Origin of the sequence: Niveibacterium sp. 24ML (genome assembly GCF_026586805.1) — a bacterium.
In the GTDB taxonomy this organism is placed as follows: Bacteria; Pseudomonadota; Gammaproteobacteria; order Burkholderiales; family Rhodocyclaceae; genus Niveibacterium.
The window spans coordinates 1-13,225 of record NZ_JAPFHA010000044.1; the positions used below are offsets into that span (position 1 = coordinate 1).

The following is a 13,225-nucleotide window of genomic DNA, read 5'->3' on the forward strand; positions in this document are numbered from 1 at the left end:
GAACGGACGGCAGTTCTCGGCGAGCCTGGGCATCACGCCGCGCCAGCACGGCACCGGCGGCAAGACCCACCTGGGGCGCATCACGCGGCGTGGCGACGCCTATCTGCGCAGCCTCTTCGTGCAAGGCGGCCGCACGGTGCTCCAAGCCGCCCTGCGCATCCAGGCCCAGGCTCCTGAACGTCTGAATCGTCTGCAGCAGTGGATGGTGCGCCTGCATGAGCGCGTGGGCTATCACAAGGCGGCGGTCGCCATTGCCAACAAACACGCTCGCCAGGTGTGGGCGATGCTCGCGCGCGGCCAGGCCTACAACAGCGAGGCCTGGCGTGAGTGGGAAGCCGCGCACGGCATGGTCGAGACAAGCGACCAAGAGGCGGTCGAGTCACTCGCCACCGCGAACTGACGGCCAGCCTAGTCCGGCCAAACAACCATGAGTTTTACAGGAGCACCCCAGACTGCAGCAGTACCGTGCAAGACACCCAGGTCAGACCGGCCAGGGGAGAGCCTGACTAACAAAGCGCGCCGACCCCACAAGGCCACTGCGGTTGATCCCCGTACGGCCGGTCGTGACGATGACGGACCAAGGCCCCCTGGAGCGGTTTATTGCAGGGTCCCGGCAACATGCCGAACAAGACCGATTAGAGAGATGTACGTCTGCCCTGAACGCGTCATGCACAGTGCCAAGCAGTTCATGTACTCCTGCGCCGAGAGGTACGCAATGAATCGAGAAACCTGAAAAGCAAAACCGGCCTGACGGCCGGCTTCAACAACGCCCGGTTGACGGGAAGTCCCTTAGAGACTTGTTAGAGCGCAGGGCCATCGACAAGTTCCATCTCATGGCTTTCCAGGCCGAGAGAATGCCCCATGAACTGCCCAGTGTCGGGGAAATTCCAGCCTTTCTCGACCCACGCACAGCCATATTGGTCGATTTCGTAGACTTCGAAAATTTCGCCAATCATTGAGCTCACTTCGGCCAGTTCGTCATCCGGCAAAGATTTCAAGAAAGCCGGTGAAAGCTGAAGAAGGCGGACCTGCGAGCCAACCAAGACTTCGCGATCAGTATTGTCGAAGCACTGCGCCATATGGTGCGCTCTAACGTTGGTTTAGCCGGGATTTGGCAGTTTGGAAAGCCGTGCGGCCAAGCAACAAAACGGTCGGTGATATCCTCTTCGCTATCACTGAATCCGGTGAATCTACCGGTGGCGGCATCTCGCGTGCGCTGACGGAAAACGCAGTGCGTGTGCATTACTACCTAAGACCACATCCAACGCTTCCAGTACGGACTTGTACCCGCTGTACACGTAGCAGCAAAAAGTTCTTCCCTTGGGCGTCGTGATTGCCGATCAAGGCATTGAAGATCGCGTAGTCAAACAGGCGTAGGACTTCGGGCGCGCTGGGGCGTGTGGCGCGGTGCACCAGATTGAAGCATTGGGCCAGAGCCGGCCTGCCTTTATCTTTTATCTTGATACTTCAGGATGGCTGTCCGCTTATCTGGACTTCGCCACCCCGTGCATCGATGACGCGCAGCACCTGCTCGAGCCGCACGCTGAGTTTGCCCGCATCTAGATCGACAATGAAGCGAACGCCGACTCTCGCTGCCAGCGCCAACTGGGGGTGGCTCAGCCCGATCTGTTTGCGAGCAGCGGTGCGGAGTGCGTCGCCGAGTTGCTGAGGAGATCGAATGGCAGCCGTGAGTTGCCCTGTTTCGCGTTGGGGAAATTGCCGGGCAGCGCTCGCGCCTCCGCAAGCAGTGTTTCCCGAGCCGGTAATTGAAGTCGAGTAGCCTCCGGACTTTTGGAAGGGCTGCCCGAATAATCTTTCATCGTGCAGCAAACGCCATCAACGCGCGCCAGAAGCTCAACGCTGTCGAATGGTTTGAGCAACCAATGATTTTGACAAACATCAAGTCACTTGGAGCGGGCAATTTCGTCTGCTGCGCATTGCATACACTCCGCCCGGCGCAAACAACATAACGGCAGTGCGATGAGCAGACAAGTAAGCAGCTGGCGCAGCCTGCTGTGGCAATTCTTCGGATTGGGGCTACTAAGCGTTCTGATGCTGCTGTGGTCCGGCACAACGCGAGCCACCCCCGCCGCCCAGCGCGGTGAAATCGACCTTAGGACGCTGGGCCTTGCTCAGGGAGGCAAGGCCAAGCTCAATGGGGCGTGGGACTTTTACTGGCAACAATTGCTGACACCGGAGGACTTCGCCACGGCCAAGCCTCTACCGGAGCCGATTCGTTTGCAGGTGCCGCTGGCGTGGCGCAAGGCCGAGTTGCCGAGCAGCCCGCGAGGCGGCCAGGGTTATGGGACTTACCGGCTACGGGTGTTGCCCCCGCCGGGCGAGCAGGAGTTGGCCCTGCGCGTGCCGGACATCTCCTCGGCTTATACGTTGTGGGTGGATGGTCGTGTGTTGGTTCGCTCCGGTACCGTCGGCGCAGACGCGGCATCCGAGCGACAGGGCAGTTCGGAGATCCGCATCGTGCGTTTTCCGAGCCATGGCGCGCCGATCGAAATCCTGCTGCAAACGTCGAGTCAAACCTCAGTCCATGGGGGGCTTGCGGAGGCGATCGAGTTTGGCAGTCCCAATTCCTTGCTGCGGCCACAGATTCGGCAGTGGGGCATTGGCCTTGCCGTCGCTGGGGCGCTCTTGGTCATGGCGATCTACCACCTGGCGCTATTCATTTCACGCCGCAGCAACCGCGCGCCGCTCCTTCTGAGCATTTATTGCCTGCTGCGTACCGCCAACACGCTGTGCAGCAGCAGTAGTGACCAGGCCATCTGGCTGTTTCTCCCCGACGCGAACAGCACATGGGTCCACACGATTGGCTTTGCATGCCTGACCGTCTCATTGCCCGTGCTGCAGGCATTTTTCACCAGCCTTTTCCCGCGCGAGTTTCCCCGCAAGGTGATGTTCTGCTTTGCCATGATTGGTGCGATGGTCGCTGCGTTCGGCATCTACACCCAATTCGGCCTGATGGCCATGATGCTCATGGCCGCGTACATGGCCGTGCTGGTGCCCTATTCCATCTTCAACCTTATTCGTGCGTTGCGTGCTCGCCGCGTTGGCGCACTGCTACTGCTGATCGGCTACGCCCTGCTTGGACTGTGTGGCCTGAATGATTTTCTTGATGGCTACGATGTTATCCACACCATGCGGCTTGCATCGATCGGCACGCTTGTGTTCATCCTGTGCCAGACGTTTTCGCTCGCCCACCGGTTCTCAATGGCCTTTTCGGCCGAAGAGCGGCTCGCCAGCCAGTTGGAAGCCCAGAACCTCAGCCTTCAGAACGAAATGGCTGAACGCAGCCGGCTTGAGCGCGAAATTGAGCGTGTCAGTGATGAAGAGCGGCGTGTGATCAGCCGGGCGCTGCACGATGGGCTGTGTCAGGAGCTGACGGCCGCGCGTCTGCATTGCGCCTTGCTGCAGCCTTCGCCGACTGAACCGCAGGCTTCGCAAGGTGGGCTCAAGCGGCTATCCGACTTGCTTGAACGGGCGGTGGATCAGGCTTATGAGCTTTCGCGGGGTTTGTGGCCGATGGAGAACGATGCGCGCGATCTGGTTGCGGCGCTCGGCGGCCTAGCCGACAAGATGCGCACCCTGCATCGCCTGGATGTTTCTCTGCGCTGCGACACGGCGTGCATTGCCTGCAGCACGGACAAGGCGGCAGGCATCTATCACATCGCCAAGGAGGCATTGCAGAACGTGGTCAAGCATGCGAACGCACGCAAGGTGGTCATGGTGCTTGAGGGGGACCCTGTCACCCAATCCTTGAGCTTGCGCATCGAGGATGACGGCGTCGGTTTAGCCGCCGGCAGACCAACGCCGGGCGGGCTGGGCACGCGGATCATGTCGCACCGGGCGAACCTGATCGGTGCTCAGCTGACGCTGGCGGAGCGTCCGGGCGGCGGCACGGTAGTCAGCTTGCGCATGGCCTGCGACGCCCAGCAATGCGTACTTGCAAGCCCGGATAAGGCTGGCCGGGAGGATGTCATGATTCATGCAGGAGCTTGACGGTGACGAATGCTGCTGACACTGCACGTGTTCTGGTTGTGGATGATCACCCCGCCGTTCGCTACGGGCTGACTTTGGTTCTGGAACGTGAAGGGTTTTCCGTCTGCGCGGAAGAAGGATGCGCGGTCCAGGCGATTGCTCGGTTGCCCGAACTGGACGCCAATCTGGCGGTGGTCGATCTTTCGTTCGATCAGGGCGATGGCTTCAATCTGATCGCAGCCCTGCGTGGGCGCGCCATTCCCGTGCTCGTGTACTCCATGCACGAAGACGCCCACAACATTCAGAACAGCTTCCGCGCTGGCGCGACGTGCTACGTCAGCAAGCGGGAGGACTCACGGGTGTTTCTGGAGGGGGTCAATGCCGCGCGCCAAGGCAGCCGCTACATCAGCCCTCGTGCAGCGCACGCCTTGGCGGAGAGCGAACGAGCCCCAACGGAAGCCCGCTGCAGTGCGAGAGAGTTGCAGATACTCGAATTGCTCGGTAAGGGGCTGGGCAATTCCGCCATCGCCGAAGCGCTCACCATCAGTGTGCGCACCGTCGAAACCTACTGTGCCCGCCTTAACGAAAAACTCGGGCTCGCGAGCATGAAAGACCTACGGCAGTTCGCTATTCGCAATTGCGCCAAGTAAAGGCGGACGCCTTCCGGGGCCTATCCCTGTTCAGACCGCCCGTGCTCACCCTTGCGTGCTCATGCTCGTGGTGCGTCGCTTGACTGGCACGGCCGATCAATACATCGCTTGGCCAATTCCGCCCGTCTGCTTGCCGATGTGCGCCAGCCGGTCGAGTTTGCTGCGCGCTTCGCGTCGAGCGCAGTTACACCTTGGGTAACCCTGCATCAGACGCTGCAGCCGGGGCCTTGCCAAGTTGCCTTGTGTCAAACAAGTTCAGATTTGCACAAATTAACTGATTTTGTTGAATTGCACCCTTGACAGGCAAATTCACCGGCCGAGTAACCAGTAAGTCATTGATGGGACTACGTTTTAAGGCCCCGGTGCGGCGCCGAGCCTGCGCGTTTGCGCAGCGATCGTGTCAGAAAAACCCCTACATGTCCGGGAATCCCCTCTCACGTTAACAGCAAGAGTTTCTTACCCTTGGCAGAAGCCTGCCTCTACAGGTAAACCGCAACGCCACGAGCGGTGCGGGTCCCACGTACGTTAAGGAATGCTCATGTCTCGCCACGCCACCCTCAACCGCATCTATCGGCTCGTCTGGAGTGCCGCACATAACGCCTGGGTCGTTGTTGCTGAAGTCGCACGCGGGCGGGGGAAAAGCAGCGGGCGGCGCAAGCTGCTGGCGCCGGCCTGTGCGGTCGCCTTTACCTTCGGTGGTGGGCTGGCGCAGGCTGGGCCCACTGGCGGGCAAGTCACCGCGGGCAGCGGCAGCATCAGCCAGAGTGGCGCCACCACCACGATCAGGCAGAACAGTCAGAACCTCTCGCTCAATTGGCAGAGCTTCAACGTCGGCAAGCAGGAGACGGTGAACTTCGTTCAGCCCTCGGCCAGCGCGCTTGCGGTCAACCGCATCCACGACACCGCGGGCAGCCAGATCATGGGCCGCCTCAACGCCAACGGCCAAGTCTGGCTGATCAACCCCAACGGGGTACTGTTTGGCCAAAGTGCGCAGGTGAACGTCGGTGGCCTGGTGGCCTCAACGCTGGAGCTCACAGCAAGCAGTGCCGACGGCCAGCGCGCCACCTTCAGCGGCCGTGGCACGGGCAGCGTCATCAACCAGGGCAGCCTCAACGCAGCCAGCGGCGGCTACATCGCCCTGATCGGCAAGAATGTGGCCAACACCGGCAGCATCAGCGCGCCGCAAGGCACGGCCGCACTGGGCGCAGGTAGCGCCGTAACACTGAACTTCAACGGTAACAGTCTGGCGAGCCTGCAAGTCGACCAGAACCTGCTCGATGCGCTCGCCGAAAACGGTGGCCTGATCCAGGCCGAAGGCGGCCAGGTGCTGCTGAGCGCCGGCGCGCGCGACAGCCTGATCAGCAGCGTGGTCAACAACACCGGCGTGATTGAAGCACGCACGGTGGAGAACCGCGACGGCAAGATCGTGTTGCTCGCCGGCATGAGTGCGGGCACGACAAACCTTGCCGGCAGGCTCGATGCCTCAGCGCCGGATGGCGGCAAGGGCGGCTTCATCGAAACCAGCGGCGCCAAGGTGACGGTGGCGGACGAAGCCCAAGTCACCACGCAGGCCGCAAACGGCCAGACCGGCACCTGGCTGATCGACCCCACCGATTTCACCGTCAGCGCCGGCAGTGCCCCGAGCACCGGCAGCGGCATCGGCGCCAGCACGCTCGCCACGAACCTTGGCACCAACAACGTCACGCTGACCACAGAAAACGGCAGCGGCAGCGATGCCGGCGACATCCACGTCAATGCCAACGTGAGCTGGACGAGCAACAACACCCTCATGCTCTCGGCGTATCGCAACATCAACCTCAATGCCAGCATCAGCGCCAGCGCGGGCACCCTGAAGCTCCACTACGGCCAGGGCAGCACCGACGGCAGTGGCACCGGCTACGCCCTCAACGGCGGCTCGATCAACCTCTCGGCGGGCAGCCACTTCTATACCCAGCAGGGCCGCAGTGGCACCGAGACCGCCTGGACGGTCATTACGTCTCTGGGGGCTGCAGGCAGCACCACCGGTACCGATCTGCAGGGCATTAGCGGCAACAGTGCGGGCAACTATGTGCTGGGCGCCAACATCGATGCCAGTGCGACCAGCGGCTGGAACGGCGGGGCGGGCTTCGCCCCCATCGGGTCAAACGCTGCCTCCAGCTTCACCGGCCATTTCGATGGCTTGGGCCACACCATCGGCGGGCTGAGCATCACCCGTACCTCCACCGACTTCGTCGGCTTGTTTGGCTATACCGAAAGCGGTTCCAGCATCGCCAACGTGGGGCTGACGGGCGTTGGCGTGCAGGGGCACGATTATGTAGGCGGTGTGGCCGGTGCGAGCGGGGGCACGCTCAATAACGTCTACGCCACGATCAGCGTTTCCGGCAATGATGGCGTCGGCGGTCTGGCTGGCTACAACGAAGGCACGATCAGCAACGCCTACGCCACCGGCAGCGTTTCCGGAAATACCGTCGTTGGCGGTCTGGTCGGGGGGAACTCCGGCACTGTCAGCAACGCCTACGCCATGGGCAGCGTTTCTGCCGACAGCTACGCTGGCGGTCTGGTCGGTTTGAACTCGGGCAATATCAGCAACGCCTATGCCACGGGCAGCGTTACCGGCAACCTTCAGGTTGGCGGTCTGGTCGGTTGGAACACCGGCAACACCAGCAATATCAGCAACGCCTACTGGGACACCACGACGTCCGGCACCACGACTGGCGTTGGCAACAATACCGGCAACTTGAGCAACGTCGTCGGCAAGACCACCGCCGAGCTGGCCGGCGCGCTGCCCACGGGCTTCGATTCTGCGGATTGGGGCAATGCGGACAAGCAGACCACGCCTTACCTGCTGAGCCACGGCGGCTTCGATACGGCGGGGCCGGTCTATCTGGGAAGTGACACGTCGTCCACGCCCACGGCCTACGGCGTAATCATCAACGTCAATCAGTTGCAGGCGATCAACAACAAGCTTTCTGGCAACTTCGTGCTGGGCAACAACATCGATGCCGGCGCGACCAGTGGCTGGAACGGCGGGGCGGGCTTCGCCCCCATCGGTTCAAATGCTTCCGACTCGGATGCCACCCGCTTCACCGGCCATTTCGATGGCTTGGGCCACACCATCGACGGGCTGAGCATCAACCGGACCTCCACCACTCACGTCGGCTTGTTTGGCTATACCGCCAGCGGTTCCAGCATCGCTAACGTGGGGCTGACCAGCGTGGAGGTGCGGGGGTACGATTACGTGGGCAGTGTGGCCGGTGAGAACTGGGGCACGATTAACAACGCCTACGCCATGGGCAGCGTTTCCGGCAATGGAACAGTTGGCGGTCTGGTCGGGCACAACAGCGTCTCCGGCACGATCAGCAACGCCTATGCCACCAGCGGCGTATCGGGTGGCGACAAGGTTGGCGGTCTGGCTGGTGTCAACATCGGCACGATCAGCAATGCTTACGCCACGGGCAGCGTTTCTGGCCAACTCAGCGTTGGCGGGCTGGTCGGGAGTAACTTCGGCGATATCCGCAACGCCTACGCTACGGGCAGCGTTTCCGGAAATACCGTCGTTGGCGGTCTGGTCGGGGGGAACTCCGGCACTGTCAGCAACGCCTACGCCATGGGCAGCGTTTCTGGCGACAGCTACGCTGGCGGTCTGGTCGGTTTGAACTCGGGCAATATCAGCAACGCCTATGCCACGGGCAGTGTTACCGGCAACCTTCGGGTTGGCGGTCTGGTCGGTTGGAACACCGGCAACACCAGCAATATCAGCAACGCCTACTGGGATAAGACGACCTCCGGTACCCCGACTGGCGTTGGCGCGAATTCCGGCAACTTGAACAACGTCGTCGGCAAGACCACCGCCGAACTGGCCGCCGCGCTGCCCACGGGCTTCGATCCAGCGGTTTGGGGCAATGCGGACAAGCAGACCACGCCTTACCTGCTGAGCCACGGCGGGTTCAATACGGCAGGGCCGGTCTACCTGGGAAGTGACACGTCGTTCACGCCCACGGCCTACGGCGTGATCATCAACGTCAATCAGTTGCAGGCGATCAACAACAAGCTTTCTGGCAACTACGTGCTGGGCAACAACATCGATGCCAGCGCAACCAGTGGCTGGAACGGCGGCGCCGGGTTTGACCCGATTGGCGAATTCGGAAAAACATTCAACGGCAGCCTCGATGGTCTGGGTCACACCATCAACAATCTGAGCATCAACCGCACTTCGATGGATTTTGTCGGGCTGTTTGGCTTTACAGACAATGGTTCCACAATCCGAAATCTTGGCCTGGTGGGCGGTAGCGTTTCCGGCGCAGCCTACGTCGGTGGTCTGGCTGGGAGGAACGACGGCACGATCAGCAACGCCTACGCCACAGGCGGCGTATCAGGCAAATCTGTCGTTGGCGGTCTGGTCGGATACAACTTGGGCACGGTCAGCAAGGCCTACGCCACGGGCAGCGTTTCCGGCAATGAGTCGGTTGGTGGTCTGGTCGGACTCAACAGCGCCTCCGGCACGATCAGCAACGCTTACGCCGCGGGCAGCGTTTCAGGCAAATCTGCTGTTGGCGGTCTGGCTGGAGACCAGCGTGGCACGATCAGCAACGCTTACGCCACGGGCAGCGTGTCGGGCTCAGAGTATGACGTTGGCGGCCTGGCTGGCGTTAGCGGGGGCACGATTAGCAACGCCTACGCAACGGGCAGCGTTACGGGTGGAGTCGACGTTGGCGGTCTGGTCGGGTCTAACTGGGGCACGATCAGCAACGCCTACGCCACGAGCAGGGTTGCGGGCAACAGAATGGTCGGCGGTCTGGTAGGACATAGCGACGGCACGATCGGCAACGCCTACGCAATGGGCAGCGTTTCAGGGAACGACCAGGTCGGCGGTCTGGCCGGATACAACAGCACTTTCGGCACGATCAGCAACGCCTACTGGGACACCACGACCTCCGGCACCACGACAGGCGTTGGCAACAATACCGGCACTTTGAGCAACGTCGTCGGCAAGACCACCGCCGAGCTGGCCGCCGCGCTGCCCACGGGCTTCGGTTCAGCGGTCTGGGGCAATGCCGGCAACCAGACCACGCCTTACCTGCTGAGCCACGGCGGGTTCGATACGGCGGGGTCGGTCTATCTGGGCAGCGACACTTCAATGACGCCCACGGCCTACGGCGTGATCATCAACGTCAATCAGTTGCAGGCGATCAACAACACGCTTTCCGGCAACTTCGTGCTGGGCAACAACATCGATGCCAGCGCGACCAGCGGCTGGAACGGTGGGGCGGGCTTCGCCCCCATCGGATCAAACGCTTCCAAGTCGGATGTCACCCGCTTCACCGGCCATTTCGATGGCTTGGGCCATACCATCGGCGGGCTGAGCATCAATCGCACCTCCACCGACTACGTCGGCTTGTTTGGCTATACCGCCAGCGGATCCAGTATCGCCAACGTAGGGTTGACGGGCATTGGTGTGCAGGGGGGCTGGTTTGTTGGCGGACTGGCCGGTGCGAACTGGGGCACGATCGAGAATGCCTACGCCATGGGCAGCGTCGCTGGCATGTCCAGCGTCGGCGGTCTGGTCGGATACAACAACGACTCCGGCAAGATCAGCAACGCCTACGCCACGAGCAGCGTTTCAGGCAAATCTGCTGTTGGCGGTCTGGTTGGACACAACAGCTACTCCGGCAAAATCAGCAACGCCTATGCCAGCGGCAGCGTTTCTGGCAATTTCGTCGTCGGCGGTCTGGTCGGGCTGGCGAGCGCTGGCACGATCAGCAACGCCTACGCCACCGGCAGCGTTTCTGGCAATAACAACGTCGGCGGTCTGGTCGGCGCAAACTACTCCGGCACGATTAGCAACGCCTACTGGGACAGAACGACCTCCGTCACCAATATCGGCGTTGGCAACAATACCGGCACCCTGACCAACGTCGTCGGCAAGACCAGCGCCGAAATGAAGTCCTTGAGCACCTTCAGTGCCTGGGGGGCCGACATTGGCGACAGCGGCGGATCCGGCACGATCTGGCGTATCTACGAGGGCCACACCGCCCCCTTGCTGCGGAGCTTCTTGACGCCGCTCACCGTGACCGCGACCGGCGGCACCCGGGCCTACGACGGCACGACAAACGGACTGGGGGTGAGCTACTCCGCCACGCCGAACGCGAACCTGCTGGGCACGGCAACGACCGCCACCTCCAGCAAGAACGTCGGTACCTATACGGTCACGCCGAACGGACTCTATTCCAACCAGCAGGGCTACGACATCAGCGACGCAGGGGGCACGGTGAGCATCACGCCCAAAGCCCTGACCGGCAACATCTCCGCCAGCGGCAAGACTTACGACGGCACCACGGTCGCGGCCACCTCGGGTTCCCTCACAGGCCTCATCGCGGGTGACACCGTTGCACTCGACACCACCGGCGCCTTCAGCGACAAGAACGTCGGAACGGGCAAGACCGTGACGGTAAGCGGCACGCTCAGCGGCGCTGACGCGGGCAACTACACGGTCAGCAGCAACACCACGGCCATCGCCGACATCAGCGCCAAGGCGATCAGCGGCACGATCAGCGCGAGCGGCAAGACCTACGACGGCACCACTGCCGCGACCACCGCGGGCAGCCTGGCTGGTGTTGTGAGTGGTGACGCCGTGGCACTGAACACCACCGGCGCCTTCAGCGACAAGAATGCCGGCACGAGCAAAACGGTGGCAGTGAGCGGCACGCTCAGCGGCGTGGATGCGGGCAACTACACGGTCAGCAGCAACACCACGGCCATCGCTGACATCAGCGCCAAGGTCATCACCGGCACGATCAGCGCCAGCGGCAAGACCTACGACGGCACCACGGCCGCGACCACCGCGGGCAGCCTGGCTGGTGTTGTGAGTGGTGATGCCGTGGCACTGAACACCACCGGCGCCTTCAGCGACAAGAATGCCGGCACGAGCAAAACGGTGGCGGTGAGCGGCACGCTCAGCGGCGCGGATGCGGGCAACTACACGGTCAGCAGCAACACCACGGCCATCGCTGACATCAGCGCCAAGGCGATCAATGGCACGATCAGCGCCAGCGGCAAGACCTACGACGGCACCACAGCCGCGACCACCGCCGGTAGCCTGGCCGGCGTGGTGGCCGGTGACAGCGTCGCACTCGACACTACCGGCGCCTTCAGCGACAAGAACGCCGGCACCGGCAAGACGGTGGCGGTGAGCGGCACGCTCAGCGGTGCCGATGCGGGCAACTACACCGTCAGCCACAACAGCACGACCATCGCAGACATCAGCGCCAAGGCGATCAGCGGCACGATTACCGCGACCAGCAAGACCTACGACGGCACCACAGCCGCGACCACCGCGGGCAGCCTGGCTGGTGTTGTGAGTGGTGACGCCGTGGCACTGAACACCACCGGCACCTTCAGCGACAAGAACGCCGGCACCGGCAAGACGGTGGCGGTGAGCGGCGTACTCAGCGGTGCCGATGCGGGCAACTACACGGTCAGCAGCAACACCACGGTCATCGCTGACATCAGCGCCAAGGCAATCACCGGCACGATCAGCGCCAGCGGCAAGACCTACGACGGCACCACGGCCGCGACCACCGCGGGCAGCCTGGCTGGTGTTGTGAGTGGTGACGCCGTGGCACTGAACACCACCGGCGCCTTCAGCGACAAGAATGCCGGCACGAGCAAAACGGTGGCGGTGAGCGGCACGCTCAGCGGCGCGGATGCGGGCAACTACACGGTCAGCAGCAACACCACGGCCATCGCTGACATCAGCGCCAAGGCGATCAATGGCACGATCAGCGCCAGCGGCAAGACTTACGACGGCACCACGGCCGCGACCACCGCGGGCAGCCTGGCTGGTGTTGTGAGTGGTGACGCCGTGGCACTGACGACGGCCGGCACCTTCAGCGACAAGAACGCCGGCACCGGCAAGACAGTGGCGGTAAGCGGCACGCTCAGCGGCGCCGATGCGGGCAACTACACGGTCAGCAGCAACACCACGGCCATCGCTGACATCAGCGCCAAGGCAATCACCGGCACGATCAGCGCCAGCGGCAAGACCTACGACGGCACGACCGCTGCGACCACCGCAGGCAGCCTGGCGGGTGTGGTAGCGGGTGACGCCGTTGCACTGACGACGGCCGGCGCCTTCAGCGACAAGAACGCCGGCTCCGGCAAGACGGTTGCAGTAAGCGGCGTACTCAGCGGTGCAGACGCCGGCAACTACACGGTCGCTACCAACACCACGGCCATCGCTGACATCAGCGCCAAGGCGATCAGCGGCACGATCAGCGCCAGCGGCAAGACTTACGACGGCACCACGGCCGCGACCACCGCGGGCAGCCTCTCGGGGGTTGTGAGTGGTGACGCCGTGGCACTGACGACGGCCGGCACCTTCAGCGACAAGAACGCCGGCACCGGCAAAACGGTTGCGGTTTCGGGCACGCTCAGCGGCGCCGATGCCGGCAACTACACCGTCAGCCACAACACCACAACCACCGCCGATATCAGCGCAAAGGCGATCAGCGGCACGATCAGCGCCAGCGGCAAGACCTACGACGGCACCACGGCCGCAACCACCGCCGGCAGCCTCGCTGGCGTCG

Annotated in this window: 5 protein-coding genes; 4 read left to right on the forward strand and 1 reads right to left on the reverse strand. The window is 62.7% G+C overall.

Annotated elements, in window-relative coordinates:
- Positions 1–400: transposase (locus tag OPU71_RS20720; RefSeq protein WP_267729997.1), on the forward strand; the 400-nt coding region annotated here is incomplete at its 5' end.
- 400 nt (positions 401–800) lie between these two features.
- Here the strand turns inward: OPU71_RS20720 and OPU71_RS20725 are convergent.
- Positions 801–1,079 (reverse strand): hypothetical protein, encoded by a 279-nt coding sequence (locus OPU71_RS20725; protein WP_267729998.1) that lies wholly within the window; start codon positions 1,077–1,079, stop codon positions 801–803.
- Between the two features lie 901 nt (positions 1,080–1,980).
- Between OPU71_RS20725 and OPU71_RS20730 the strand changes: the two genes are divergently transcribed.
- The 3 genes from OPU71_RS20730 to OPU71_RS20740 form a co-directional block, all read left to right on the forward strand.
- The gene (locus OPU71_RS20730; protein ID WP_267729999.1) at positions 1,981–4,011 is read left to right on the forward strand and encodes a sensor histidine kinase; all 2,031 of its coding nucleotides are present in this window, start codon (positions 1,981–1,983) and stop codon (positions 4,009–4,011) included.
- 2 nt (positions 4,012–4,013) lie between these two features.
- On the forward strand, positions 4,014–4,640 hold the full coding sequence (locus OPU71_RS20735) for a response regulator (RefSeq protein WP_267730001.1): 627 nt from the start codon (positions 4,014–4,016) through the stop codon (positions 4,638–4,640).
- A gap of 538 nt (positions 4,641–5,178) precedes the next feature.
- On the forward strand, positions 5,179–13,225 hold an 8,047-nt coding region (locus tag OPU71_RS20740), incomplete at its 3' end, for a YDG domain-containing protein (protein WP_267730003.1).

What these genes read in the sequence shown, in the direction of transcription:
- OPU71_RS20730 (WP_267729999.1), top strand. Translation starts at nt 1,981, where the DNA reads ATGAGCAGACAAGTAAGCAGCTGGCGCAGCCTGCTGTGGCAATTCTTC.
- OPU71_RS20725 (WP_267729998.1), bottom strand. Translation starts at nt 1,079, where the DNA reads ATGGCGCAGTGCTTCGACAATACTGATCGCGAAGTCTTGGTTGGCTCG.